This window comes from Streptomyces sp. NPDC096176, assembly GCF_044763255.1.
Lineage (GTDB): Bacteria > Actinomycetota > Actinomycetes > Streptomycetales > Streptomycetaceae > Streptomyces.
This window is the reverse complement of record NZ_JBIWFV010000026.1, coordinates 1-25,323: the sequence shown is the minus strand read 5'-3', so window position 1 is coordinate 25,323 and position 25,323 is coordinate 1. Positions and strand designations below refer to the sequence as shown.

The following is a 25,323-nucleotide window of genomic DNA, read 5'->3' as shown; positions in this document are numbered from 1 at the left end:
CGATTTCCTCGGTGTGCTTTCCGGCCTTTCGGCCTTCCGGCGGTTCCGACTCTATCAGATCCTTTCGGGCCTGATTCCCAGTCAGAATGGGTTTGCGTTTGTCTTCCCGACTGTTGGGCCGTTCCGACTCCCGAACTCTAGCGGATTTCCCTGGCGACTCATAATCGAGCTTTCGAAATGAATTTCGGCATGCCGAAATTCGTCCCGGCTGGGAGATCGTGCTGAGTTGGGTTGCCGCTTTCGCGGCGGGATGGCTGTCGAAGAACCGTTCCGGCTCCGTGACAACTCGAAGAACCTTACGGATCGCAGCGGGCCGTGTCAAGCGCCGGCCCGGGCCGCGCTGCGGTCCGGTCAGTCCAGATCGGTGAGACGTCCGCCGGCGTCCGGCTGATCGTGCTCCACGCGGCGCAGCACACGGATCAACAGCTCGCCCAGGAGCGCCCGCTCTTCACCCGAGAGGTCCTGGAGCAGGTCCTCCTCGAAGTGCGTCGCCATGCGCATCGCCTCGAGCCACTTGGTACGGCCCTCGTCCGTCAGCTCCACGATCACCCGCACCCGGTTGTTCTCGTCCCGGTCCCGGGTGACCAGACCTTCGCCGGCCATGCGGTCGATGCGGTGGGTCATGGCAGCAGGGGTCAGGCCGAGCCGCTTCGCGAGTTCGCCCGGACCCATCCGGTAGGGCGAGCCCGAGAGCACCAGGGTCTTGAGGACTTCCCATTCGGCATTGCTGATACCGAGGTCGGCGACCTGGCGGCCGTAGGCGACGTTCATGCGGCGGTTGAGCCGGCCGAGGGCGGAGACGACCTTCTCGACCTGGGGGTCAAGATCGCCGAACTCGCGCTGGTAGGCCGCGATCTGCTCATCGAGGCTCGGCTCCTGTGGGCCGGGCGTCACGGAGGCCTCGGGGATCTCGGTAGGCATGCGGCGAAGTATCGCACGGCACGCATTGGCCTTGAAGTCCTTCACTGTGTACTCTTAAACATCGAACTTTAGCGTTGAAGTCTTCAGAGTTCAGTACTCCGGATCTCCAGGACTTCCCAGATCGTGAAGCAGGTGAGTGTGACCAAGGCGAAGGGTGCAGCGATGCGCCGGATCCAGGCGGGAAACGCGCTGAGCGCGTTCGGACTCGGTTTCACCGTTCCGTACCTCTACGTCTATGTGGCACAGGTGCGGGACCTGGGCGCGAGCTCGGCGGGTGTCGTGCTCGCGGTCTTCGCGATGGCCGCACTGGTGGCCCTGCCGTTCACCGGCCGGGTCATCGACCGCCGCGGTCCCCTGCCCGTACTCGTCGCCGCCGCTTTGCTGGCGTCCATGGGCGCCATCGGCATGGGTCTCTCGGAGAGCCTGCCGACCGTCGTCCTGTCCGCGGCGCTGCTCGGTGCCGGTACGGCGGTGATGCAGCCGGCGCTCGCGACCATGATTGTCTGGTGCTCCGAGACCGCCACCCGCACGCGAGCCTTCGCCACACAGTTCTTCCTGCAGAACCTGGGGCTGGGCATCGGAGGTCTGATCGGCGGACACATCGTCGACGAGAGCCACCCGGAAAGCTTCCTGCTGCTGTTCGGCATCGAGGCCGCGATGTTCCTGGTGCTCGCCGGGATCGCCCTGTCCGTGCGGCTCCCCCACTCCCCGTCGCTCCACGGCACCCGGCCCGCCAACAAGGAGGCCGGCGCCAAGGGAGGGCTGCGTGCGCTGCTCGGGCACCGGGCCATGGTCCAGCTGCTCGTGCTGGGGTTTGTCCTCTTCTTCGCCTGCTACGGCCAGTTCGAGTCGGGCCTCGCGGCCTACGGCACCGAAGCTGCCGGCATCGAGCCCGCGACCCTCGGCACGGCCCTGGCCGCCAACACCGCCGTCATCGTTCTCGCGCAGTTCCTGGTGCTGAAGTTCGTGGAGCGCCGCAGGCGCAGCCGGGTCATCGCGTCGGTCGGGCTGATCTGGGCCCTGGCGTGGCTGGCAGCGGGGTACGCGGGGCTCGGACACGGCAGCCAGGCCATGGCGACCGCCGCCTTCATCTCCACCTACGCGCTGTTCGGCCTCGGCGAGGCGATGCTGTCGCCGACCGTGGCGCCCCTGGTCGCGGATCTCGCGCCGGAGGCCATGGTCGGGCAGTACAACTCCGCCTTCGCCCTGGTCAAGCAGCTCGCGCTGGCGGTCGGCCCGGCCGTCGGCGGGCCGATGGGCGCCGCACTGCACGCGCCGTACATCGTGACGTTCGTGCTGTTCTCGCTCGCCATCACGGTGCTGGCGCTGCGGCTGGGCAAGCGCCTCACTCCCGTGCAGGACCAGCCGTCGCTCGCGGCGAAGACCCGTGTGGTGGCCGTGCACAAGCCCGAAGAGGCCGTCGCACCGGCCCACTGAGGCCGTGTCACTGCGGCAGGGCGAACTCGCACCAGACCGCTTTGCCGCCTCCCGGTGTACGGCGGCTCCCCCAGGACGAGGCGATCGTCGCGATGATGGAGATCCCGCGGCCCGCCTCGTCCTCCGTTTCCGCGCGGCGGCGGCGCGGCAGGTGGTCGTCCCCGTCGGTCACCTCGACGATCAGCCGACGGTCGGTACGGCGGAGTCTGAGCCGCATGGGCGGGGTGCCGTGCTGCAGCGAATTGGCGACCAGTTCGCTGACGGCCAGGACGCCGAGGTCGTGCAGCTCCGGGGGGAAGCGCCACGAGGCCAGCACTCCCGACGCGAAAGCCCGGGCCCGCGGGGCCGCCTCGATGCCGCCGAGCAGGTCGAGGGCCGCGTTGTGGAACAGCTCGGCGTCCGCGCCCAGGCGTGTCGGATGCTGCAGGACGAGCACGGCGACATCGTCGTCATGCTCCGCGGTCACTCCCAGGGAGCGGATCAGCCGGTCGCACACCACCTGCGGGCTGCCGGTCGCCCCGGCCAGCGCTCGCTCCAGCGCGGCCACCCCTTCGTCGATGTCCTCACCGCGGCGCTCCACCAGGCCGTCCGTATAGAGGACCGCAGTGGAGCCGGGCGGCAGGTCGATGGCTCCGGATGTGTGCAGCCAGCCGCCGGTGCCGAGCGGCGGACCGGTCGGTTCCGCCGCACGTTCCACCCTGCCGTCCTCGTCGCGCACCAGAATCGGCAGATGCCCGGCGGACGCGTAGACGAGCCGGCCCTCGTTCGGGTCGTGCACCGCGTAGACGCAGGTGGCGATCTGGCTGGCGTCGATCTCGGCGGCGAGCCCGTCGAGCAGCTGGAGAACCTCGTGCGGCGGGAGGTCCAGGCGGGCGTAGGCGCGGACGGCGGTGCGCAGCTGCCCCATGACGGCCGCGGCACGCACACCCCGGCCCATCACGTCACCGATGACCAGCGCCGTACGGCCCGCGCCGAGGGTGATCACGTCGTACCAGTCGCCGCCGACCGCGGCGTCGGTGCCTCCGGGCTGGTAGGTGGCGGCGAAGCGCAGGTCGTCCGGCTGCTCCAACTCCTGGGGGAGCAGCGAACGCTGGAGCGTGACGGCCGTCTCCCGGTGGCGGCGCTCACTGGCCCGCAGCCGCTCGGCCGCCTCCGCGTGGTCGGTGACATCGGCGGCGAAGACGAAGACGCCCTCGGTCTCCTTGCTCCCGTCTGTCCGCTCCGCCGGCAGACAGGTGACCGTGTACGAACCCTCCCCGCGCTGGGCCTCGGGCTCACCGCTGCCGTGGATCCTGCGGGACTTGACCGTGCGGGGCTTGCCGCTGCGCAGCACCTGGTCCATGAGCGGAAGCAGACCGAGCTCGGCGAGCTCCGGGCACACGTCCACGGCGGTGGCGCCGACCGGACGGTGACCGAAAGCGGCGGCATAGGCGTCGTTGACGTACACGACGCGATGCTCGGGGCCATGCACGAGCGCGACAAGTGCGGGCAGGCGGCCGAGGATCTCGGGGACGGAGAAGTCCTCCAGGGCCGGGACGTCGGGCGGGGGCTCCGGCTGTCCGTACTCGCCGCGTGCCGCGGGCACCGAGCCCTCGGACCGTTGCGTCGGGGAAAGCCCTGGGTCGATTCCCCGCGCTGCGGCGCGACGCTGCGTACCGGGGAGCCTGGAGCTCCAACGCGTGAAGTTCACTGACTTTCTAGCCTCAATGGGTTGTCGCGAAGGGTCACTCTGTGCAGCCGTGAGCCCACCTATGGTCACACGTCCAGTGTGTACGACCGGACTGACAGTCGTCTTTCCGCAAGCCGCCGAACCGCCGTCAGGCCCCCGGGGGGCCGCCTGGCGATCCGTCGGCCGACTGGTCCTTCGGCCCCTCTTCCGGGCCACCGGCCGACTGGTCCTTCGAGCCGTTCGCCGGTCGTCTGCCTCCCGCCGCGAGTTCGAACTCGGCACGCGGGTGTTCCAGCGAGCCGAGGGAGACGATCTCACGCTCGAAGAGACCGGAGAGGGTCCATTCGGCCAACACACGCGCTTTGCGGTTGAACGTGGGCACGCGACTGAGGTGGTAGGCGCGGTGCATCAACCAGGCCGGATAGCCCTTGAGCTTGCGGCCGTAGATGTGGGCGACGCCCTTGTGCAGGCCGAGGGAGGCGACAGAGCCGACGTACTTGTGCGCGTACTCCTCCATGGGCGCGCCGCGGAGGGAGGCAACGATGTTCTCCGCGAGGACCTTGGTCTGGCGCACGGCGTGCTGCGCGTTGGGCGCGCACTCGGCGCCGGGCTTGTCGGACGTCACGTCGGGGACGGCCGCCGCATCACCGGCCGCCCAGGCGTGGTCGACTCCCTCGACCGACAGGCGGGCCGTGCACTTGACCCGGCCGCGCTCGTTCAGAGGCAGGTCGGTCGCGGAGAGGACCGGTGCGGGTTTGACGCCCGCCGTCCACACGAGGGTCCGGGTGGGGAAGCGGGAACCGTCGCTCAGCACGGCCACCCGGTCCTCGCAGGACTCGAGCCGGGTCTCCAGGCGTACGTCGATGTTGCGTGCACGCAGCTCGCGGACCGCGTACTTGCCCATCACCTCGCCGACCTCGGGAAGGATGCGTCCCTGAGCCTCGACGAGGATCCACTTCAGATCCTCCGGCTTGAGGTTGTGGTAGTACCGCGCGGTGTACCGGGCCATGTCCTCGAGTTCGGCAAGGGCCTCGACGCCCGCGTAGCCGCCGCCGACGAAGACGAAGGTGAGTGCCGCGTCGCGGACGGCGGGGTCTCGGGTGGACGACGCGATGTCCATCTGCTCGATGACGTGGTTGCGCAGGCCGATGGCCTCCTCGACCGTCTTGAAACCGATGCCGAAGTCCGTGAGGCCGGGGACGGGCAGGGTGCGGGAGATGGAGCCGGGCGCGATGACGAGTTCGTCATAGGCGATCTCGATCGCGCCGGCGCCCTCCTCCTCGGTCGCGAGAGTGGCGACGGTCGCGGTGCGCTTGGCGTGGTCGACGGCCTTGGCCTCGCCGATGACGATCGTGCATCTGCCCAGGACGCGGCGGAGGGGCACCACGACATGGCGTGGGGAGATGGAGCCGGCCGCGGCCTCAGGGAGGAATGGCTGATACGTCATATAGGGCTCGGGGCTGACGACGACGATCTCCACTTCGCCGCGCGCGAGCTCAGGTTTCAGCTTCCGCTGGAGGCGCAGTGCGGTGTACATCCCGACATAGCCGCCGCCCACGACGAGAATGCGCGTGCGCGGCGAGGTGCCGGAGGTCGTGCCCCGGGTGTTTGCAGCCTTCACCATCCCATGAGGCAACGGCCTCGGGAGTTTGTCCACAGCCTCGGCAAATTGTGTGACCGGAAAAAGGCTGCTGCCGGGCAGGCGCGCAGCTCGGGGCAAAAAGGAAGCCACGCAGGTCAGAGATGGCGGACTGGACAGGGTCCGGGGGCGTAATAGGGAGCCTTCCGGCCCTTGCTCCGATCGGGGGGCGCTCCGTGCGGAAGTACCCCCTTCTGAATTGACTCGGGCTCAACTATGTTCGTACCCGGTCGGGGTGTCACGTCACGACATGCCCGGCGGACAGGCGGGGAGGTCTCCGGGGGGAGACGACATGACCGGGGGAACGCTCATGCATATTCAGGATTCGCATTGGCAGACCGCTGTCGCGCAGACTTCGGCGGCGGACAGCAATGGGAACGGGCACGCGGGATCGGGTGGGGCCAGCCGCTCGGCGCCGCTGAGGGTCGACGCGCAGCGCAATCTCGAGCACGTCCTGCGGGCGGCACGCGAGGTGTTCGGCGAGCTGGGTTACGGGGCGCCGATGGAGGACGTGGCGCGCCGGGCCAGGGTCGGCGTCGGGACGGTGTACCGCCGATTCCCGAGCAAGGACGTGCTGGTGCGCCGTATAGCCGAGGAAGAGACCTCCCGGCTGACCGAGCAGGCACGGACGGCTCTCGGCCAGGAGGAGGAGCCGTGGTCCGCGCTCTCGCGCTTCCTGCGCACATCGGTGGCATCCGGTGCGGGGCGGCTGCTTCCGCCCCAGGTGCTGCGGGTGGGTGTGGACGGCGAGGAATCGAGGGCGGTCGCGGGCCGCGCGCAGGCGCTGGAGGAGGCGCGTGCCGAGGTGGCGGCGGCACACGAGGCGGTCGGAGGTGACGTGCGCGTTCCGCAGCAGCGGGCGGGCGCACAGCCAGGGCTGCGCGTCGTGGCCCCGCGGCCGGTCCCGGCGGACGACCAGGACGACGCGGGTGCGGCGGATCTGCTGGAGGTCGTGGGCAGGCTCGTCGACCGGGCCCGCGCCGCCGGTGAGCTCCGCGGTGACGTGACCGTGGCGGATGTACTGCTGGTGATAGCCACGGCCGCGCCGTCGCTGCCGGATGCCACGCAGCAGGAAGCGGCCTCGGCACGGCTGCTGGACATTCTGCTGGAGGGCCTGCGTCCGCGGTCGGCGTGATCGTGCGCCCTCGCTGTGATCGCTCACTTCGGGGTCAACGCACCCTGACCGCACGGAGGTTCAGCCTTCCCCGTACGAGTGACGCACAGTGCTCGGATCGGTGAAAGTTTCCCCGGATGAGTGGTTGCCGTACAGGAGGGTTCGGCGTAAAGGCCAACTGTGGCACGCTGGCCCGGTGTTCGGGTCTGTAGGTGCTGACGGGGGCTTCCGCGATGAGCGGTGACGGGCGGGACGAGTCGCTCGGCGGTGCGGGCCGGTCGGATGCCGGCGCGCTGCCCTCCTCCCAGGTGCCGAGCCAGGGCGGTCGGCGTGGATTCTCCGGCGCGGCCGGGCGGGGCGGTACGGCGGGAGCCGACCGTCCGGCATCGGGCGGTCCGGCATCAGACAGTCCGGCATCGGGCGGTCCGGCAGCGAGCGGGTCGTCGGCGGCGTACCCGCCGCCTGCGGCTCCCGTCGATGACCAGTACGCGGTGCCGCAGCAGCGTGAGCCCGGCAGTCCCGACTCCGTGCTGCCGCCGCCGAGGAAAGTCCTTCCTGCCGACGCCGAGTTGATCCAGCGCATGCGGGACGGTGACGACGGCGCCTATGAGGAGTTGTTCCACCGTCACTCGGGCGCTGTCCGGCGTTACGCCCGTACGTGCTGTCGGGACGCCGACACGGCCGACGACCTGACGGCGGAGGTGTTCGTACGGACCCTGCAGGCGGTCCGCCGGGGTGCCGGTCCGGAGCAGGCCGTGCGCGCATACCTCCTGACCACGGTCCGTCGTGTCGCCGCGACCTGGACGAAGACGGCAAAACGGGAGCAACTGGTCGAGGACTTCGCGGCGTTCGCCGCAGAGGCGACCCGCAGCGCGGACGCGTCGAACGAGGCCGCCCTCGACCTCGGCGCGGACGTGCGGGCGATGCACGAGGCGGAGCAGTCGCTGGCCATGCAGGCGTTCCGGTCACTGCCGGAGCGCTGGCAGGCGGTGCTGTGGCACACCACGGTCGAGGAGGAGTCGCCCAGCGAGGTCGCACCGCTCTTCGGGCTGACCGCCAACGCGACGGCCGTGCTCGCGAGCCGGGCGCGCGAAGGGCTCAAGCAGGCCTACCTCCAGGCCCATGTGAGCACGGCCCTCACCGCGGGCGGCGACTGCGCGCGGTACGCGGACCGGCTCGGCGCCTATGCCCGCGGTGGTCTGCGGATGCGTGCCGAGCGCGGTCTGCGCAGGCACTTGGACGAGTGCGCAAAGTGCCGGCTGGCCGCCGGCGAGCTGGCGCATGTCAACGCCGGCATTCCAGCGCTGCTTCCGGTCGCGGTCATCGGCTGGTTCGCCGCGGGGTACTCCCTCAAGGCGGCCGGGATCGTCGCGGGCGGGGCGGCGGGGGCCGCAGGAGCCGGAGCAGCGGCGGCCACCAGTGGGGCATCCGGAGGGGGCGCCGGTGGGGGCGCTGTCGCTGAGGGGCTGGGCGCACCGGCGAAGGCCGGTATCGCGGCGGCCGCCGCCGTCGCCGCTACGGCGGGTCTGGTCTGGGCCCTGTCCGGCGACCCGAAGCCCGCTCCGCAGCCGGTGGCCAAGCCGCCCGCCACCGCGTCCGCCGCGCCGGCCGCACCGAAGCCGCCTGCGCCGAAACTCCCGGCGCCGCCCGGTCCGATGCCTCCTCAGGCGCAACCAGCGCAGAAGCCGAAGCCCACGCCTCCTCCGACTCCGAGGCCCACGCCGCCGAGGCCGACGCCGACAGCCGAACCGTCGGCTCCACCCGAGCCGACGCCCACCCCCACGCCTGCGCCCACGCCCAAACCCACACCACCGCCGCCGCCTCCGCCCCCGCCTCCGCCTCCGCCTCCGCCCCCGCCTCCGCCTCCGCCTCCGCCCGCCGCGGTCTATCAGGTGAACCGGCTGGAGTACGGGATGTTCGGCGACCACACGGGGCCTGAGGTGCGCCTGGGTGAAAGCAGCTGGCTCTGGCAGCGTTCGGGCATGTCGATCGGCGGCAAGCAGTACGCGCACGGGGCGACCGTCCACGCCAAGTCGTCCGTCACCATCGACCTCAACCGCCGGTGCAACTCTTACGACGCCCTGGTCGGTTTCGACGACCTGACCGGCCTGCCGGGCCTGGGCGCGGTGCGCTTCTCTGTCTACGGGGACGGGACGCGCTTGTGGCGCTCGCCCGTGGTCCGCGGCGGCGACGCGGCCGTACCGGTCCACGTGCCGCTCACCGGCCGCAGCACAATCCGCCTGGTCGCAGAACCGGACAAGCCGCTGAGCAACGCGGCGCTCGCGGGGTGGGCGCAGTCGCGGATCACGTGCGGGTAGCAAGAACCTGAGCCCCCGCACTCGCCCCTAGGGCTGGAGCGTCGGCCTCCGCGGCACGCCGCCCGCCACCGCGCGTCGGCGTGGCGCGGCCGTCCCCGTCCAGCACGTGCCACGGCGGGACAGCAGCCTCCGCAGCCACAGCTCCGTCGAGACCAGGTCCGCCAGGCCGTCCAGCGGAACCGCTTCCCCCTCCGATGCCGCGCGCAGCGCCTTGCGGACGACGCGCGCCTCGACCAGGCCCGCGTCTGCGAGCAGCGGTGCCTCGAAGAGGGCCATCAGATGCGGCAGCGCCGCCCGCAGCCCCGCGCGGGTCGCCGCTGCCGAGGAGGCGTGGGTCGGGGAGCCCCAGCCCGCAGGCAGGTCGTGGATCCCCGTGCCGGCGAGGACCGTGCGCAGTACCGCCGACCGCGCGCCCGGCTGCACCCGCAGCGACTCGGGCAGGTCGCGGCAGGCCCGTACGACCTGGTTGTCCAGAAAAGGCGCGTGCAGGCGCTGGCTGCGGATCTCCGCGGCCTGTTCCAGAATCCGGTGGTCCGACGCGTGGCGGGTGAGTGCCGCCCGTGCCCGGGCCTCGCCGGGGCGCTGGACCGAGGTCGGGCGCGTCGCTGCCTCCGTCAGACGAACCGATACTTCAGCGAGCGCCTCCCCGGTCAGCCAACGCGCAGCGGGCCCCGGCCGTGACCAGGCGAGGGCAGCAAGCGACGCACCCACCGCGCCGTTGCGCAGGGCAGGCCCGGGACGGTTGGCGGCAAGGAGGAGGTCGGCGGCCGTCTCGAGGCCGGTGCGGTACGGCGTGCGGGCAAGCCGCCGCGCCGCCCGGTACACCGTCAGCGGCACGAACAGCGATTGCGGCGACGGCCGTTCGGACCGGGCCAGGGCCGTGACGGGCCGCAGCAGATGGCGTCTGCGCCGGTCCAGCAGCAGGTCCGCGAGCCGCGCCGGATGCGCGTCGAGGACCTGCCGGGCGCCCGCGCCCGTGAAGTGGTCGGCGCTGCCGGCGGACAGCCGCCCCCGGTGCCGTTCCGCGGTGACGAGGGACGGGGCGGGCTCGTCCGTCAGCGGCCCGGAGTCGAGGCCCGCGTAGGGCAGTCCCTCCTCGCCGGCGGCGACGACCACATGGTGCAACCGGGGGTTGGCGGCGATCGCCCGGGCGCGTTCCAGTTCCGGTTCGCGCAGTTCGTGCCCGCTGGTGGCGAGGTCGTTGAAGGTGACGGCGAGCAGCCGTTCACCGGCGCCCGTGCCGTGCCCGAGGACCGTGCCGGGCACACCGGGCAGGCCCGCCGCCAGCAGCGCGAGGGTGCTGGAGGCGCTGCCTCCGGACAGGTCCGCGCCGATGCCGGGCGCGGGTGCGCCCCGTGCGGCGCGGCGTTCCGCGGGGCCCATCCCAGGGACCGGGCCGGGGTCGGGCGGCAGGGTCTCCGGCGCGTGCCGGGGCGCGGTGAGCCTGGCGCGCACGGCCTCGACCAGTGCGTCCCGTACCCCGTCGATGGCCCGGGAGGCCTCGACCTGCGGCGCGGCGACCGCCAGGGAGGCGACCGGCTCGTATCCGGTGATCTCCCGCGAGCCCTCCCGCAGGATCAGCGCATGACCGGGCGGGATGCGCTTCACTCCCGCGTACGGGGTCGAGTCGCGCAGCGCCTCCGGGGTCTCCGGGCAGGCGAGCAGCGCGGCAAGGTGGCCGATGTCGAGCTGGGCCTCGATGAGATCGGCGAGCGGGAGGGCGGCGGTCGCGTAGGCCGTGCCGTTGGCCCACGGGGTGTAGAAGACGGGCCGTGCGCCCGCGAGGTCGCCGACGACGGTGATACGGCGGCCGACCTGGACGACGGCGGTGTAGCTGCCCGCCCACGCGGTCAGATGCCTCAGCGCGCCACCGCGCGCCGCGAACAGGCCGACGCGCAGCTGCTCGTCACTGGCCGCGCAGCAGCCGAGGACGGCGAGACGGGTGACCGTGGGGGCATGGGTGCCGCCGGAGACGGCCGGCCGCTGGTGCGGTTCGGCGGTGACGACGCGCACCTCGTCGGGGCGCCAGTCTCCGACCGCCCACAGCGGATCGGGGTCGCCCCAGAGGAGTTGGGCTCCGACGGGGTGCACGGTGAGGCCTTCGTCGGACGCGCCGACGGCACCGACCGTGCCGAAGTTCGCGGCGATACTGCTCCACCCCACCAGCCACCGCATCGCCGCCTCCACGTGTCCCCGAAGCCGTTCGGGAACATGCTGCCACGAAGGAGGCGCGCGCGAGTGGGTCCCGTAGCGCGCGCAAAAAGTGAACGCGCCCCTGGCATTGGCGATTTGCCGACCGCCCCGAAGTTCCGTCCGGACCTGCCGCAGACCCCTGGAGGGTTCGGCAGACGACCGGAGGACAGTCGTTATTCGGCCATTTTCCGAAGCGTCACGGAACGGCCGTTTGAGTCCAACACACGGACCGGGAGGCGCAGTTCACCTCCCGGACCCTGTCCACCGCCCGCGGGGATTGAGGCAGTGGTGTCCCCCAGCCCGCTGGTTCCAGTACGCAGCGGGCCGACCCACGCAGCACTCATGGAAGCGCTCCCGCCCCTGACCGGCCAGAGCGCACGCACAGGCGCACGGCCACACGGCGGGAGCACGGGGCGGTGCCGACAACCACCCGTACGGACAACAATCTCGCCATAGGGAACTTGGCCCCTTAACGGTCGGGATGCGGCGAACTACGCTGTGTTTACTGATGTTCTCCGCAGGTGCGCATATTCCGCAGGGCTCGGCCACACGCTTTTGCAGCCGGGACCGGTCGGGACGGGGGCATGTGAACCGGGAGGACACAGCACGAATGCCGTGCGCGGGCCGTGCGCGGCAGCCGTCTGCGTGTCGAGGGGTGGCGCATGTCCAGGGAGCAACGCGGGCCGAACGAAAAGCTCGGCACGGTTCTCGCCCTCGCGGGAATCAGCAACGCGGGCCTCGCGCGTCGGGTCAACGACCTCGGCGCGCAGCGTGGTCTGACCCTCCGCTACGACAAGACGTCGGTGGCCCGGTGGGTGTCGAAGGGCATGGTGCCGCAGGGGGCGGCGCCCCATCTCATCGCCGCCGCCATCGGGGCGAAGCTGGGGCGTCCTGTGCCGCTCCACGAGATCGGGCTGGCTGACGCCGACCCGGCCCCTGAGGTGGGTCTGGCGTTCCCCCGAGATGTCGGCGAGGCGGTGAAATCGGCCACCGAGCTGTATCGGTTGGATCTCGCCGGGCGCCGGGCCGGCGGCGGGGGCATTTGGCAGTCGCTGGCCGGATCGTTCGCAGTGAGCGCTTACGCGACGCCTGCCTCCCGCTGGCTGATAACCCCGGCCGACCCGTCGGTCGAGCGGCTGCTCGACGCCTCGGGCGGCTCTTTGATCGTCTCTCCCGCCGACGACGCCGCCGGCAGCGCTGACGCCGCCGATGCCTCGGACACCGGCGACACGCCCGCACGCGTGGGCCACAGCGACGTCGCGAAACTGCGGGAGGCGGCCGAGGACGCCCGCCGCTGGGACTCCAAGTACGGCGGCGGCGACTGGCGTTCGTCGATGGTCCCGGAGTGCCTGCGGGTGGACGCGGCCCCCCTGCTCCTCGGGTCGTACTCGGACGAGGTGGGCCGGGCGCTGTTCGGCGCCACGGCCGAACTGACCAGGCTCGCCGGGTGGATGGCGTTCGACACCGGCCAGCAGGAGGCCGCGCAGCGCTACTACATCCAAGCCCTGCGCCTCTCGCGCGCGGCCGCGGACGTGCCGCTCGGCGGATACGTGCTGGCGTCGATGTCGCTGCAGGCTACGTACCGGGGCTTCGCCGACGAGGGCGTCGACCTCGCGCAGGCCGCGCTCGAGCGCAACCGCGGGCTGGCCACCGCCCGCACCATGAGTTTCTTCCGGCTGGTGGAGGCGCGCGCTCATGCCAAAGCGAACGACGCGGTGGCGGCGGGCGCGGCGCTCAGGGCGGCCGAGGGCTGGTTGGAGCGTTCGCGGGAGGGCGACGCCGACCCGTCGTGGCTGGGCTTCTACTCGTACGACAGGTTCGCGGCGGACGCCGCGGAGTGCTACCGCGATCTGAAGGCCCCGAGGCAGGTGCGGCGCTTCACCGAGCAGGCGCTGTCCCGGCCCACGGAGGAGTACGTGCGCTCGCACGGGCTGCGTCTGGTCGTCTCCGCGGTGGCCGAGTTGGAGTCGGGCAACCTGGACGCGGCATGCGCGGCGGGCACGCGCGCGGTGGAGGTGGCGGGCCGGATCTCCTCGGCGCGGACCACCGAGTACGTCCGGGACCTGCTGCACCGTCTCGAGCCGTACGGCGACGAGCCGAGGGTGATGGAGCTGCGGGAGAGAGCCCGCCCGCTCCTCATGACACCTGCGTGAGGCATGCGCTGACACCTGCGGGCGGCGGCATGCGCCGACGCCTGCTCGAGACGCGCTGATGCCCTGCCTGGGCCACCGTTCGGGCCACCGTTCGGGCAGGCATCGGGCAGGCATCGGGCAGAGCGGCTCGCGGGCCCGAAGGCCGAGGAGCGAACCATGTGGCTCCCGTGTATCGGCTGGTTTAAGCGCGTTGTCAGCGGGCCAGTGCACTATCGGGGTGGGAGGTGACGCGGTGAGGGCGTCCGGTCAGGACTTCGACAGCGATGTGCTGGTGGTCGGCGGCGGGATCGTCGGCCTCTCCACGGCGTACGCGCTGGCCCGCACGGCTCCGGGCACCCGGGTGACGGTCCTGGAGAAGGAACAGGGCCCTGCGCGGCATCAGACGGGGCGCAACAGCGGAGTGATCCACAGCGGGATCTACTACCGCCCCGGTTCGCTGAAGGCGCGGTTCGCCGTGCGGGGCGCGGCCGAGATGGTCAAGTTCTGCGCGGAGTACGGCATCGACCACGAGGTCACCGGCAAGCTGATCGTCGCCACCGACAGGGACGAGCTGCCGCGGCTGCACGCCCTGGTCCAGCGCGGCCGGGAGAACGGAATCCCCGTGCGGGAGCTCGGCCCGGCGCAGATCACGGAGTACGAGCCCGAGGTGCGCGGGCTCGCGGCGATTCATGTGGCGACGACCGGGATCTGCGACTTTGCGGCGGTGGCGGCGCAGCTCGCGACGGCGTCCGGCGCCGACGTGCGGTACGGCGAGGAGGTCACCGCCGTCGACCGCCGGCCGTGGGGCGTCGCGGTGCGGACCCGGTCGGGCACGGTCGTCCGGGCCAGGGTGCTGGTCAACTGCGCGGGGCTGCACTGCGACCGGGTGGCTCGGTTGGCGGGCGACGACCCGGGGATGCGGATCGTCCCGTTCCGCGGCGAGTACTACGACCTGGCCCGCCCCGGGCTCGTGCGTGGCCTGGTCTACCCGGTGCCCGACCCGGCGTTCCCGTTCCTCGGCGTCCATCTCACCCGCGGCACCGATGGCGGCGTCCACGTCGGGCCCAACGCCGTCCCGGCGCTGGCTCGCGAGGGCTACAGCTGGTCGACCGTTCACCCCCGGGAGCTGGCGGGCACCCTCGGCTGGCCCGGCTCGTGGCACGTTGCCCGCCGCCACTGGCGGTACGGCGCGGGCGAGCTGCACCGTTCGTTGTCGAAGCGCGCGTTCACCTCGGCGGTCCGGCGGCTGCTGCCCGCGGTGACGGAGGACGACCTCCGGCCGGCCCCCGCAGGCGTGCGGGCGCAGGCGGTGCTGCGGGACGGGACGCTGGCCGACGACTTCCTGATCCGCGAGGCACCGTGCACGGTGCACGTGCTGAACGCCCCCTCCCCCGCGGCGACGGCGTCCCTCCCGATCGGCCGCGAGGTCGCCCGCCGCGCCCTCACCTCGCTCGCGGACACCCGCCTCCGCCCTACCCGCTGATCCGGCCGATGACGCGGCCGTCCGGGCTGCCCGGGGGCTGCCGGGGCGGTGCCGCCGGCCACCCCCGTGCGCGCTCCGGCCCTTCGCTCGGCCCGGCGAGGCCCGCGGCCGCGCCCTCGTAGAATCGGAGCACTGTGTCTGAGCTCCGTGACCCCACTCCCGATGTCCCCCGCCACTTCATCCGCGCCAAGGGCGAGCCGCGCTTCCCCGGCGGGCCCGCCGCCGACCCCGCGGGGTCGCACCACGAGCGCCGCATCCGCAGCTTCCAGCCGCGGCGCAGCCGGGTCACCGCCGGGCAGGGCGATGCGCTGCAGCGGCTGTGGCCGGTGTGGGGCCTGGACATCGACGGGCACCGGGTGCTCGACCTCGAGGAGATGTTCGGCGGACTGCCGGTCGTCCTGGAGATCGGCTTCGGCATGGGCGAGGCCACCGCGCAGATGGCCGCCGACGACCCGGGGACCGGAATCCTCGCGGTCGACGTCCACACCCCCGGCCAGGGCAACCTCCTCGGCCTCGCGGAGCGGGGCGGCCTCTCCAACGTCCGGGTGGCCAACGGCGACGCGATCATTCTGCTGCGCGAGATGCTCCCTGCGCGCTCGCTCGACGGAATGCGCGTCTACTTCCCGGACCCCTGGCCCAAGAAGCGGCATCACAAGCGCCGGCTGATCCAGCCCGCCTTCCTGGACCTCGCCGCCCAGCGGCTCAAGCCGGGCGCCGTCCTGCACTGCGCGACCGACTGGGAGCCGTACGCCGAGCAGATGCTCGAGGTGCTCTCCGCGCACCCGGACTTCGAGAACACCCAGCGCGACGGTGGTTTCGCGCAGCGTCCCGCCTTCCGTCCGCTGACCCGCTTCGAGGGGCAGGGGCTCGACAAGGGCCACAAGGTGCACGATCTGCTGTTCCGCCGGGCGCAGCCCGCAGCGTGAGGCGGCGGGGTGCGGTCCGGGTCCCGGCGCACCCGGACCCGGAGCCTGATGCCGGCAGGGTGGCGTGCCACGCACCGTCGCCAGTTGTCGGTGCGCCTCGTTAGGGTCGACGGGTGTCCGACTCGTCCGCGCAGCCGCCCCCGGAGCACCGCCCGCACCCCCCGGCGGTGATGTCGCAGGTGCCACCGCATCCGGTGCTTCCGGCGTGCGAGCAGCAGCATGTCGACGCGCTGCTCACCGAAGTGCCGGCGCCCGCGCGGCGGCGCTACGAGCCGCGTGCCTCGAAGCTGTGGCGCAACAGAGCCCTTCGCGCAGGCGTGGTGATCACGCTGCTCGCCCTGTGTGGCCTGGTGATCCTGGTGCTCGTACGGGAACAGACCGGCACCCACGGCTTCCTGGTCGGGCTCGGCCTGGCCACGCTCCCGGTCCCGTTGCTGCTGGCCGCGTTCCGCTGGCTGGACCGGGTGGAGCCGGGCCCGTGGCGGAATCTCCTCTTCGCCTTCGCGTGGGGCGCGTGTGCCGCGGCGCTGATCGCGATCATCGCGAACACCTTCGCAACCCGCTGGATAGCCACCGCGACCGCCGACCCGGCATCCGCCGACACCCTCGGTGCGACGGTCATAGCGCCGGTCGTCGAGGAGAGCGCGAAGGCCGCCGCGATCTTGCTGATCTTCGTCTTCCGCAGGCGGGACTTCACCGGAATCGTGGACGGCGTCGTGATCGCCGGATTCACGGCCACCGGCTTCGCGTTCACGGAGAACATCCTCTATCTGGGCAACGCGTTCGGCGAGGACCAGGCTTTGGGCGCCTCCGGCCTGGCCTCCGTGACCGCTGCGACGTTCTTCGTGCGCATCGTGATGTCGCCCTTCGCCCATCCGCTGTTCACCGTGCTGACAGGCATCGGCTTCGGCGTAGCGGCGCTCGGTGCCCGCCGCCACCGGCGTCTGCGGCGCATCGCGCTGCCGTTGCTCGGCCTGGCGCTCGCGATGGGCATGCACGCCCTGTGGAACGGGTCTGCGTCGCTGCTGGGCCCGTGGGGCTTCTACGCGGTGTACGGGGCGTTCATGGTCCCGGTCTTCGGCCTGCTCACCTGGCTGACGATATGGACCCGCCAGCGCGAGCTGCGCACGATATCCGACGAGCTTCCCGCGTACGCCGCGGCCGGCTGGATGTCGGCCGCCGAGCCGTCCGCGCTGTCGTCGATGCGGGCGCGCACGATGGCGCGCGACTTCGCCCGGCGCACGTACGGACCGGCGGCGGGGCATGCGGTGTCGGAGTACGAGGCGTTCGCGACGTCGCTCGCGTTCCTGCGCCACCGGGCCCACCGGGGGGCGGCGGGCCCGGACTTCGTGGAACGCGAGCAGGAGCTGCTGCACCATCTGTGGCAGCGCAGAGAGGTCGCCGGCCCGTCGCTGGCGTACGCCGCCGAAGCGACCGGCCGAATACGGGTGCCGCCGCCGTACCGCAACTACGACGGTTACAACCCGTACCGCTACTGAAGCCCCGCCGACGCGTCAGGCGGACGCGGCAGTCAGCTCCGCCAGCTCGCCGTCGGTCAGCTCGAGGTCCGCGACGGCGACGAGAGCCGCGAGCTGCTCGACCGTTCGGGCGGAGGCGATCGGGGCGGCGACGGTCGGCTGCGCGGCCAGCCATGCGAGCGCGACGGTCGCGATCTCCGCGCCGCGCGCCTGCGCGACCTCGTCGAGCGCGGCGAGGACCCGAAGGCCCCGCTCCGACTCCAGGTGCTTGGACGCGCCCTGGGCCCGGGCGCTCTCCACCGCGGCGCCCGGCCGGTACTTGCCGGTGAGAAAGCCGGACGCGAGCGCGTAGTAGGGGACGGCGGCGAGTCCGGCGCGGGCGGCGGTTTCCTGGAGCTCGCCCTCGTATGTGTGGCGCGAGACCAGGTTGTAGTGCGGCTGCAGCGCCGTGTAGCGGGCGAGGCCCTCCCGCTCGGAGAAGTCCAGGGAGGCCTGGAGCCGCTCGGCGCTGAGGTTGGAGGCGGCGATCGCGCGGACCTTGCCTTCCTTCACCAGCTGGTCGAGGGCGGTGATGATCTCCTCGACGGGCACGGACGGGTCGTCGAAGTGGGTGTAGTAGAGGTCGATGTAGTCGGTCCCCAGCCGGGCCAGCGACTCCTCCGCCGCGGCCTTGATCGTGGTGGCGGAGAGGCCCTGGTGCCGAGGGTGGGCGCCGACCTTGGTGGCGACGACGACCTCGGAGCGGTTGCCGCGGGCGGCGAGCCACTTGCCGATGAGCGTCTCCGACTCGCCGCCCTCGTTTCCGGGCACCCAGGACGAGTAACTGTCGGCGGTGTCGACGAAATTGCCTCCTGCGGAGGTGTATGCGTCGAGCACGGCGAAGGTCCGCGTCTCGTCGGCCGTCCAGCCGAAGACGTTGCCGCCGAGGGCGAGCGGAAAGACGCTGAGGTCGGAGGAGCCGAGAGTGCGTGAGGAGGCCATGCGCTGATCAACAACTCGTCTTCCCCGGCGTATTCCGGCAGCCCTGGCATCGGGGGGTGCGCCCGGGCTGCCGGAGACATGGGTATGCCCGGCACAGGAGTCGCCGGGTGCCTCGTTCAGTGGTGTCCGAGGCGCCGCGGTGGTCCCGTACCGGGCAGGGGGTCAGACCGTGAGGCCCTTGCCGCGCAGCCACGCCATGGGGTCGATGCCGGAGCCGCCCGTGGTGTGCACCTCAAGATGCAGGTGCGGCCCGGTGACGTTGCCCGTGGCGCCGACGCGTCCGATGGTTTCGCCGGTCGTCACCTTCTGGCCGGCGCTCGCCGTCATCGACGACAGGTGGGCGTACAGGATCTCGGTGCCGTCGTCGAGCTCGAGCACGATGCGGTAGCCGTAGGAGCCGGACCAGCCCGCGGACTTGACCGTGCCGCCGTGCACGGCCTTGACCGGGGTGCCCGTCGGGGCGGCGAAGTCGAGGCCGGTGTGCTGCCCGGAGGACCACATGGAGCCGGACTCGCCGTACGTGGAGGTGAGAGTGTACGAAGAGGTGGGGAGGGCGAAGCTCTTGGCGAGCTCGGCGAGACGCTCTGCCTCCGCCTTGGCCCGCGCGGCCTCCTCGGCCTTGCGCTTCTCCTCTGCGGCCTTGGCTTCCGCCGCGCTCTGCTGCTTCTCGGCAGCTGCCGCGGCCTGCTCGGCGGCGAGCGTCTCCGCCGCTGCCTTCGCCTCGGCGTCCGCCTCCGCCTGCTGCTGCTCGGCCTGCTGGAGGATGCGGGCGCGCAGTGCCTCGCCCGCGCCCGCCCCCTGAGCGGAGCTTGTGCCGCCGTCGGCGACGGTCGTCGCGGCGGTGAGCGGCGCCGTGTTCGCCTGCGCGGCGGAGTCCACGGAGTCGTCCGAGATCAGGGATCCCACGCCCGGAAGGGACTTGGCGTCGGGGAGTTTGTCGGTGATGGCGTCGGGCAGAGATATGGAGACCGCGGGCTTGTCCTGCGCGGTGGCTATGCCGCCCGCACCGACAGCGGCGATCACGCCGACTCCGAGCACCGTGGAGCTGCGGGCGAGCCCGCCCCGCTGCTTGATGACGCGGTGCCGACCGCGCACCGGGCGGATGGAGTCCTCGGTGGGATTCCACTCCTCCCAGGTCCGCTCGGGTGCGTCGTCGCCGAAGCGTTCGGACGCGAAGCGGGCCTCGGGGGCAGGCATGTTGGACGCCACGAAGGCGTTCTCCTTCCTTCCTTATCGCCTACCGGGTTAGCTGACGGGTTCGGAGCAGGAAGGTCTCCTACGAGTACCTCGGCCGCTCGACGGAGCGGCAAAAGGTGCCCGATTCACCCCAATGAGTGGTTCCCCGGTTCCCTTGCGGGATTCGGCGCGTGCGCACGGTGCCGCCTCTTACGACGGCTGGGACGACCGCGCTGCGTTATCGAACGTTAATAGACGCCGGGGCTGGAATCCAAGCTGTTCCGGGTGATCGTTAACGGCTTCGGCCGGGACTTAACCGGACAGAAGCGGCCGGACCCGGGCGACTTGATCAAACGTCAGACGGGCCCGTGTTCCTGATGGTGTGTCAGCTGTTATGCGGAGGGGTGTGCTACGACTACGCACCGCAATCAGGACGGGTACGCCGGGACCACCGGCATCGTCCGGCGCCGTTCCGGCCCGCCCGCCGCGGGCCGGGCGACCGCCAGCAGCGCCATGTCGTCGTTCGACCCGCCGCCCGTGTGCCGGCGGACATCGTCGATCAGTGCGTCCAGAAGCTCGTCCGGCCCCGGGAAAAGACGTCCCCCGAGCCGCTCGACGGGATCGTAGAAGACCCCCCGGTCGTCGCGCGCCTCCGTCACCCCGTCCGTATAGAGCAGCAGCGTCGCCCCGTCGGGCAGCGGATACTCGTCCGCCCTGTCCGACCACGACCCCAACTCACCCATTCCCAGCGGCAGCGCCGCCTCCGACGGCTCGAGCACGTCGACACCGCCGTCGGCACGCAGCACAAGCGGCTCCGGATGGCCACGGTTCACCAGCCGTACCAAGGCCCGGCCGCGCGGGATCTCGCCCAGCACGGCGGTGGTGAACCCCTCGACGAGGTCGAGCCCCTCCCGTCGGATGCCCTCGCGCCGGAGCGCCCGCTCCAGCCGCTGGGCCACGCCCTCCAGGGAGCTCTCCTGCTCGGCCGCCTCACGGAACGCTCCGATGATCACGGCCACCGTCCCGACCGCGCCCAGTCCCTTGCCCCGCACATCGCCGACGACGAGCCGTACCCCGTGCTGGGTGTCCTGCACGGCGAAGAGGTCGCCGCCGATGAACGCGTCCGCCTGCGCCGCCTCGTACCGAGCGGCGATGTGCAGGCCGCCGATCCGCTCGACCGGCTCGGGCAGCACGGCCCGCTGCGCGGTCTCCGCGATGACCCGGGCCGAGGCGAGCTTCTCCCCGCTGCGCCGTACGACACGATTGATGAGCAGTGCGAGGGCGGCGACCGTCAGCAGCGTGGTCGTCTCCGTGACCGCCGTGATCTGCGCGGCGGTCCGGTTCACGACATGGAGGCCGCTGACGGCGATCACCGCCGCGATCCCGGTCAGCAGCGTCGTGACCCAGCTGACGACGGGCGCCGCGATGAGCGGGGCTGCGGCGAAGAGCGGTACCGCGGTGAAGCGGGCGGGGGTGAGGAGGTCGAAGACGACACCGCCGACGATCATCAGGGCCGGCAGCACGCGTACGGGCCACGGGGCGCTCCGGGAGCCGGCCTGGTCTCGCGACTCCTGTCCCAAGGGTGCTCTCCTACCGGGTCCGCTGACGGCCGCGGACTTTGCCGCGCCCTCCCCAGGCTGAGCGCCGACGCACCGCGCAGCGACTCCCCGTCGTCCAACCGGGCGACGGACGGGCGCCGGGCACGCACGGAGTACGGCCGGAAGAAGACGGGCACGGCCGGAAAACGGGGGTACGGCCGGAAGAACAACAACGGCCCGGCAGTCGATCTCTCGATCGTCTGCCGGGCCGTGGCCATCAGTAGCGGGGACAGGATTTGAACCTGCGACCTCTGGGTTATGAGCCCAGCGAGCTACCGAGCTGCTCCACCCCGCGTCGGTGAACACAACCTTACGCCATCCGGAGCAAGATCAAATCCACTTACCGTTCCGGCCCCGCCGAGGCGGTCACATCCACGGCATGTCGTCCGTCAGTCCTACGGGAGCGGCCCTCGCCGTCGGGGCCGGATGCCGGCTCACTGGGAGCCGGCCCGGCGCAGCTCCTCGTTGAGGCGGAGGGCTTCGTCGAGTTGGTCCTCGAGGATGATGATCCGGCAGGCGGCCTCGACCGGGGTTCCCTGGTCGACGAGTTCACGGGCCCGGGCGGCGATGCGCAGCTGGTAGCGGGAGTAGCGGCGGTGGCCGCCCTCCGACCGCAGCGGAGTGATGAGCCGGGCGTCGCCCAGGGCGCGCAGAAAAGCCGGTGTGGTGCCGATCATCTCCGCCGCGCGGCCCATCGTGTAGGCCGGGTAGTCGTCGTCGCCGAACCTGTCGTCGGCGTACTGCGGGACACCTGAAGTCATTTACACCTCTCGTCGAGCACGGCGTGGGACCGTGGCGCCGTGGCGCCGTACCGAAATCCTAACGCCGACGCGCCGGGAAATCTGCCGCCCCCGCTGCACATTTCCTACCGGGGCCGATCTGCCCGGTCTGTACGGTGGAACCGCGCCGCTGAAAAATATCTGATCCGGCTACTGGAGAAATTCAGAAGGCGACGCCATGGATTCGACGATCCTTTTATCGACGGCGACGAAGAGGCTGTGCACGATCGCTCAGGACGTGCTACTGTCGATCTCGGTTGCAGTTGTGGTTCCCAAAGAATTCAAGTGCCCTTACCGGTTCTCACGATCCGGCGAGAGCGTTTTTGCATTTCCGGTGCACTCCGGGCGGGGTAATCATTGCGGCGACTCGGGGCTCGCAAAGTGCGAGTCCTTGGGTACTGCCCCGAAGGAGAAATAACATGGCTACTGGCACCGTGAAGTGGTTCAACGCGGAAAAGGGTTTCGGATTCATCGAGCAGGACGGCGGCGGCGCCGACGTGTTCGCCCACTACTCGAACATCGCTTCTTCCGGCTTCCGTGAGCTTCAGGAAGGTCAGAAGGTTTCCTTCGACCTGACGCAGGGCCAGAAGGGCCCGCAGGCGGAGAACATCGTTCCCGCCTGATGTCGGTCTGACGCCCAGGCGTTCTACGCAGCTGGGGCCCGCACCTTGGGGTGCGGGCCTCAGCTCGTTGCATTTTGCGGACTTCCGCTGTTTCGTCGGGGCGCACGGGCTCTGCGAATGCCGTTTTCACAGCCGGCCTGCACGGCCTGTGTGGCGGCGGCTCGACTCCAGACGCTCCGCCCCGACTTCCCTGCACGACTCCCGTGAACGACTTCCGGGAGCATCATCCCCGAACGGTTCTCCGGACGGGCTTCCGGGCGCGGGTTTTTCCGTAGCCCCACACGAGCGCCGACCACCTTTTCCTGTAATCACAAGACCTGTCTCATGTCTTGTATTCGCAGGAACGGTCCGGCCCGCTCGCTCATCTTTTCATCGGCCCGTTCCTGTGATTCTTCATGCGGCTTCTCCGCTGGGAATTCCTCGTACGCGCCGCACCGAGGAAGGTTCTGCATGAACCGCACGTCTCGCACGAACGACCGATACTCCCGCACCCGTACGGGCGGCTCCGCCAACGGAAGGGGCGGCCGTTCCGGTGCCCCGGCCTCCGGCCGCTCAGGTCCGCACGGACGCTCCGGCGCTCCCAGCCGCTCGGCGGGCATGTCCAGCCGCTCCGGCGGCCCCGCGCGCCGGTCTTCCGGGCCGCAGGGTGAGTTCACCCTGCCGGTGACCATCACTCCGGCCCTGCCCGCAGCCGAGACCTTCGGCGAACTGGACATGCCCGCCGAGATCCTGGACACGCTCACGCGTCTCGGCGTGAGCACGCCGTTCCCGATCCAGGCGGCCACGCTGCCCAACTCCCTGGCCGGCCGGGACGTCCTCGGGCGCGGCCGTACCGGCTCCGGGAAGACCCTCGCGTTCGGGCTGGCACTGCTGGCCCGCACGGCAGGACAGCGCGCCGAGGCCCGTCAGCCGCTGGCACTCGTCCTTGTCCCCACGCGCGAGCTGGCCCAGCAGCTCACCGACGCGCTCACGCCCTACGCGAAGGCGCTGAAGCTGCGGATGGCCACGGTCGTCGGCGGGATGTCGATCGGCCGCCAGGCCGGCGCGCTGCGTGCCGGGGCCGAGGTCGTCATCGCCACTCCGGGCCGTCTGAAGGACCTCATCGACCGCGGCGACTGCCGGCTGAACCAGGTCGCGATCACGGTCCTGGACGAGGCGGACCAGATGACCGACATGGGCTTCATGCCCCAGGTCACCGCTCTGCTCGACCAGGTGCGGCCCGAAGGGCAGCGGATGCTGTTCTCCGCCACGCTGGACCGCAACGTCGATCGTCTCGTCCGGCGCTACCTGACCGACCCGGTGGTCCACTCCGTCGACCCGTCGGCCGGCGCGGTCACCACCATGGAGCACCACCTCCTGCACGTGCACGGCACCGACAAGCACGCCACGACCGTCGAGATCGCGGCGCGTGACGGCCGCGTGATCATGTTTCTGGACACCAAGCACGCTGTCGACAGGCTGACCAAGGACCTTCTGGCCGTCGGGGTACGCGCCTCGGCCCTGCACGGCGGCAAGTCGCAGCCGCAGCGCACCCGCGCCCTGACCCAGTTCAAGACCGGCCATGTCACGGTGCTCGTCGCCACCAATGTCGCGGCCCGCGGCATCCACGTCGACGACCTCGACCTGGTCGTCAACATCGACCCGCCCAGCGACCACAAGGACTACCTGCACCGCGGCGGCCGTACCGCCCGTGCCGGCGAGTCCGGCAGCGTGGTCACCCTCGTACTGCCCAACCAGCGCCGGGAGATGACCCGTCTGATGGCGGACGCCGGCATCAGCCCGCACATCGCCCACGTCCGCTCGGGCGAAGCCGAACTCAGCCGTATCACCGGCGCCCAGGCGCCCTCCGGCGTTCCAGTCGTGATCACCGCCCCGGCCGCGGAGCGTCCCAAGAAGAGTGCCGCTTCCTCGCGCGGCAGGCGGAGCCGCCCCGCGCGTGCGCGCCGTTCCTCCTCCGCCGCCTCCACGACCGCCTTCGGCAGGGCCGCCTGACGAGCCGGACGTCGGGGGGCGAGCATGTGGGGCCGTCCGGGCCCCAAGTCCGTACCCGCCGGTCGGGCTTACGCCCCGGGGGCACCACCCCGCCCCGCCGAACCAGCCCGGGTCGTGCGTACCCACGCACGGCCCTCCTCCGAGACCTGTTGAGGCCCCGTGCGCTGTGTCATCGCCCGCTTCCCTTTCGACTTCGTCAAGGCCGACGTGCAGCAGTCGATGAAGGGCATCAAGCCCGAACCCATCACGGGCGAGTCCGTGATCATCGGACGCCGCCACTACCCCGTCAAGCAGGTGGGGGAAGTGATCACCAGGCAGGACCGGCGCGACTTCACCGCCGGTGAAGTGACCCGAGCGCTGACCCGCCTCGGCTTCACCTGCCGTTCCGCCCCGCCGGTCGCCCCGGCCACGGGGGCCGGCTCCCCGCTCCAGGTGGCGTCCGCGCTGCTCGGTCCCGCGGGACACATCTGACGACAACGCCGGAGCGCCCCGACCGGCCAAAACCGGTCGGGGCGCTCCGTAGCAGGTCAGAGGGGTGAACCCGTCCTGCTGGTGGTAGGCCGTGTGGGACTCGAACCCACAACCAACGGATTAAAAGTCCGCTGCTCTGCCAATTGAGCTAACGGCCCACGACACAACACCCCTGAGCATAGCGGGAGAGATCCCCGGAGCCGATCGGGTATCCGATCTCGGGCCCCGTCTTCGTGTCTCGGGCCCCGTCTTCGTGCCCGCCCGCGGACACATCACGGGCGGGCACGGCGACTTCAGGTCAGTACAGGCCCTTGAAGGCCGTCCAACCGCTGTTGCCGATCTGCACCCGGCCGCCGAGCGTGCCGGCGCCCGTCCCGCTGAACCGGAACAGCT

The 25,323-nt window shown here is 71.4% G+C and carries 18 protein-coding genes, 2 tRNA genes and 1 riboswitch; of the genes, 10 read left to right on the top strand and 10 right to left on the bottom strand.

Annotated features, from left to right (window positions below):
- Positions 1 to 351: 351 nt before the first annotated feature.
- Positions 352 to 921 carry a MarR family winged helix-turn-helix transcriptional regulator gene (locus ACIQ7Q_RS34630; protein WP_403871355.1) on the bottom strand — a complete coding sequence of 190 codons (570 nt, stop codon included), beginning with the start codon at positions 919 to 921 and terminating at the stop codon, positions 352 to 354.
- A gap of 162 nt (positions 922 to 1,083) precedes the next feature.
- Between ACIQ7Q_RS34630 and ACIQ7Q_RS34625 the strand changes: the two genes are divergently transcribed.
- Positions 1,084 to 2,358 carry an MFS transporter gene (locus ACIQ7Q_RS34625; protein WP_403871358.1) on the top strand — a complete coding sequence of 425 codons (1,275 nt, stop codon included), beginning with the start codon at positions 1,084 to 1,086 and terminating at the stop codon, positions 2,356 to 2,358.
- Between the two features lie 7 nt (positions 2,359 to 2,365).
- Here the strand turns inward: ACIQ7Q_RS34625 and ACIQ7Q_RS34620 are convergent, their stop codons facing one another.
- Together ACIQ7Q_RS34620 and ACIQ7Q_RS34615 are read right to left on the bottom strand one after the other, a co-directional pair.
- Positions 2,366 to 4,048 (bottom strand): SpoIIE family protein phosphatase, encoded by a 1,683-nt coding sequence (locus ACIQ7Q_RS34620; protein WP_403871353.1) that lies wholly within the window; start codon positions 4,046 to 4,048, stop codon positions 2,366 to 2,368.
- Between the two features lie 127 nt (positions 4,049 to 4,175).
- A complete protein-coding gene (locus tag ACIQ7Q_RS34615) occupies positions 4,176 to 5,651 on the bottom strand; it encodes an NAD(P)/FAD-dependent oxidoreductase (protein ID WP_403871350.1) in 1,476 nt (491 codons plus the stop codon).
- A 325-nt stretch (positions 5,652 to 5,976) separates the two neighbouring features.
- Here ACIQ7Q_RS34615 and ACIQ7Q_RS34610 point away from each other — a divergent pair, with 325 nt between their 5' ends.
- Positions 5,977 to 6,801: a TetR/AcrR family transcriptional regulator gene (locus tag ACIQ7Q_RS34610; protein WP_403871347.1), complete on the top strand. Its 825-nt coding sequence runs from the start codon at positions 5,977 to 5,979 to the stop codon at positions 6,799 to 6,801.
- 212 nt (positions 6,802 to 7,013) lie between these two features.
- Complete coding sequence (locus ACIQ7Q_RS34605; RefSeq protein ID WP_403871344.1) at positions 7,014 to 9,098, top strand: sigma-70 family RNA polymerase sigma factor; 2,085 nt, start codon at positions 7,014 to 7,016, stop codon at positions 9,096 to 9,098.
- Positions 9,099 to 9,125: 27 nt separating this feature from the next.
- Here the strand turns inward: ACIQ7Q_RS34605 and ACIQ7Q_RS34600 are convergent, their stop codons facing one another.
- Complete coding sequence (locus tag ACIQ7Q_RS34600; protein WP_403871341.1) at positions 9,126 to 11,273, bottom strand: asparagine synthase-related protein; 2,148 nt, start codon at positions 11,271 to 11,273, stop codon at positions 9,126 to 9,128.
- Positions 11,274 to 11,953: 680 nt separating this feature from the next.
- Between ACIQ7Q_RS34600 and ACIQ7Q_RS34595 the strand changes: the two genes are divergently transcribed.
- From ACIQ7Q_RS34595 to ACIQ7Q_RS34580, 4 genes are all read left to right on the top strand, one after another.
- Positions 11,954 to 13,444, top strand: coding sequence for an MFS transporter (locus ACIQ7Q_RS34595; protein ID WP_403871338.1), 1,491 nt, complete (start codon positions 11,954 to 11,956; stop codon positions 13,442 to 13,444).
- Between the two features lie 232 nt (positions 13,445 to 13,676).
- The gene (lhgO, locus tag ACIQ7Q_RS34590) at positions 13,677 to 14,906 is read left to right on the top strand and encodes an L-2-hydroxyglutarate oxidase (protein WP_403871335.1); all 1,230 of its coding nucleotides are present in this window, start codon (positions 13,677 to 13,679) and stop codon (positions 14,904 to 14,906) included.
- Between the two features lie 134 nt (positions 14,907 to 15,040).
- Positions 15,041 to 15,832 (top strand): tRNA (guanosine(46)-N7)-methyltransferase TrmB, encoded by a 792-nt coding sequence (gene trmB / locus ACIQ7Q_RS34585; RefSeq protein WP_403871332.1) that lies wholly within the window; start codon positions 15,041 to 15,043, stop codon positions 15,830 to 15,832.
- Positions 15,833 to 15,945: 113 nt separating this feature from the next.
- Positions 15,946 to 17,331, top strand: coding sequence for a PrsW family intramembrane metalloprotease (locus ACIQ7Q_RS34580; RefSeq protein ID WP_403871329.1), 1,386 nt, complete (start codon positions 15,946 to 15,948; stop codon positions 17,329 to 17,331).
- A gap of 15 nt (positions 17,332 to 17,346) precedes the next feature.
- On the opposite strand, the gene ACIQ7Q_RS34575 is transcribed toward ACIQ7Q_RS34580, so the two are convergent.
- From ACIQ7Q_RS34575 to ACIQ7Q_RS34555, 5 genes are all read right to left on the bottom strand, one after another.
- Positions 17,347 to 18,291: an aldo/keto reductase gene (locus ACIQ7Q_RS34575; protein WP_403871326.1), complete on the bottom strand. Its 945-nt coding sequence runs from the start codon at positions 18,289 to 18,291 to the stop codon at positions 17,347 to 17,349.
- 162 nt (positions 18,292 to 18,453) lie between these two features.
- Complete coding sequence (locus ACIQ7Q_RS34570; protein WP_403871323.1) at positions 18,454 to 19,500, bottom strand: M23 family metallopeptidase; 1,047 nt, start codon at positions 19,498 to 19,500, stop codon at positions 18,454 to 18,456.
- A gap of 10 nt (positions 19,501 to 19,510) precedes the next feature.
- Positions 19,511 to 19,667: riboswitch (cyclic di-AMP (ydaO/yuaA leader) on the bottom strand.
- Positions 19,668 to 19,895: 228 nt separating this feature from the next.
- Positions 19,896 to 21,047 carry a PP2C family protein-serine/threonine phosphatase gene (locus ACIQ7Q_RS34565; protein ID WP_403871321.1) on the bottom strand — a complete coding sequence of 384 codons (1,152 nt, stop codon included), beginning with the start codon at positions 21,045 to 21,047 and terminating at the stop codon, positions 19,896 to 19,898.
- A 239-nt stretch (positions 21,048 to 21,286) separates the two neighbouring features.
- A tRNA-Met gene (locus tag ACIQ7Q_RS34560) sits at positions 21,287 to 21,360 on the bottom strand.
- 139 nt (positions 21,361 to 21,499) lie between these two features.
- Positions 21,500 to 21,826 carry a MerR family transcriptional regulator gene (locus tag ACIQ7Q_RS34555; RefSeq protein ID WP_403871318.1) on the bottom strand — a complete coding sequence of 109 codons (327 nt, stop codon included), beginning with the start codon at positions 21,824 to 21,826 and terminating at the stop codon, positions 21,500 to 21,502.
- 437 nt (positions 21,827 to 22,263) lie between these two features.
- Here ACIQ7Q_RS34555 and ACIQ7Q_RS34550 point away from each other — a divergent pair, with 437 nt between their 5' ends.
- The 3 genes from ACIQ7Q_RS34550 (at position 22,264) to ACIQ7Q_RS34540 (ending at position 24,930) form a co-directional block, all read left to right on the top strand.
- Positions 22,264 to 22,467, top strand: a complete 204-nt coding sequence (locus ACIQ7Q_RS34550) for a cold-shock protein (RefSeq protein ID WP_403871315.1) — start codon at positions 22,264 to 22,266, stop codon at positions 22,465 to 22,467.
- Positions 22,468 to 22,917: 450 nt separating this feature from the next.
- Entirely contained in the window at positions 22,918 to 24,459 is a 1,542-nt protein-coding gene (locus tag ACIQ7Q_RS34545; RefSeq protein WP_403871312.1) for a DEAD/DEAH box helicase, read from the top strand.
- A gap of 159 nt (positions 24,460 to 24,618) precedes the next feature.
- On the top strand, positions 24,619 to 24,930 hold the full coding sequence (locus ACIQ7Q_RS34540; RefSeq protein ID WP_403871309.1) for an SCO5918 family protein: 312 nt from the start codon (positions 24,619 to 24,621) through the stop codon (positions 24,928 to 24,930).
- A gap of 82 nt (positions 24,931 to 25,012) precedes the next feature.
- Here ACIQ7Q_RS34540 and ACIQ7Q_RS34535 read toward each other — a convergent pair.
- Positions 25,013 to 25,088, bottom strand: a tRNA-Lys gene (locus tag ACIQ7Q_RS34535).
- Positions 25,089 to 25,323 lie beyond the last annotated feature (235 nt).

Coding starts and splice junctions, on each gene's coding strand:
- ACIQ7Q_RS34630 (WP_403871355.1), bottom strand. CDS start 921: ATGCCTACCGAGATCCCCGAGGCCTCCGTGACGCCCGGCCCACAGGAG.
- ACIQ7Q_RS34625 (WP_403871358.1), top strand. CDS start 1,084: ATGCGCCGGATCCAGGCGGGAAACGCGCTGAGCGCGTTCGGACTCGGT.
- ACIQ7Q_RS34615 (WP_403871350.1), bottom strand. CDS start 5,651: ATGGTGAAGGCTGCAAACACCCGGGGCACGACCTCCGGCACCTCGCCG.
- ACIQ7Q_RS34610 (WP_403871347.1), top strand. CDS start 5,977: ATGCATATTCAGGATTCGCATTGGCAGACCGCTGTCGCGCAGACTTCG.
- ACIQ7Q_RS34605 (WP_403871344.1), top strand. CDS start 7,014: ATGAGCGGTGACGGGCGGGACGAGTCGCTCGGCGGTGCGGGCCGGTCG.
- ACIQ7Q_RS34600 (WP_403871341.1), bottom strand. CDS start 11,273: ATGCGGTGGCTGGTGGGGTGGAGCAGTATCGCCGCGAACTTCGGCACG.
- ACIQ7Q_RS34595 (WP_403871338.1), top strand. CDS start 11,954: ATGTCCAGGGAGCAACGCGGGCCGAACGAAAAGCTCGGCACGGTTCTC.
- ACIQ7Q_RS34575 (WP_403871326.1), bottom strand. CDS start 18,291: ATGGCCTCCTCACGCACTCTCGGCTCCTCCGACCTCAGCGTCTTTCCG.
- ACIQ7Q_RS34555 (WP_403871318.1), bottom strand. CDS start 21,826: ATGACTTCAGGTGTCCCGCAGTACGCCGACGACAGGTTCGGCGACGAC.
- ACIQ7Q_RS34550 (WP_403871315.1), top strand. CDS start 22,264: ATGGCTACTGGCACCGTGAAGTGGTTCAACGCGGAAAAGGGTTTCGGA.
- ACIQ7Q_RS34545 (WP_403871312.1), top strand. CDS start 22,918: ATGAACCGCACGTCTCGCACGAACGACCGATACTCCCGCACCCGTACG.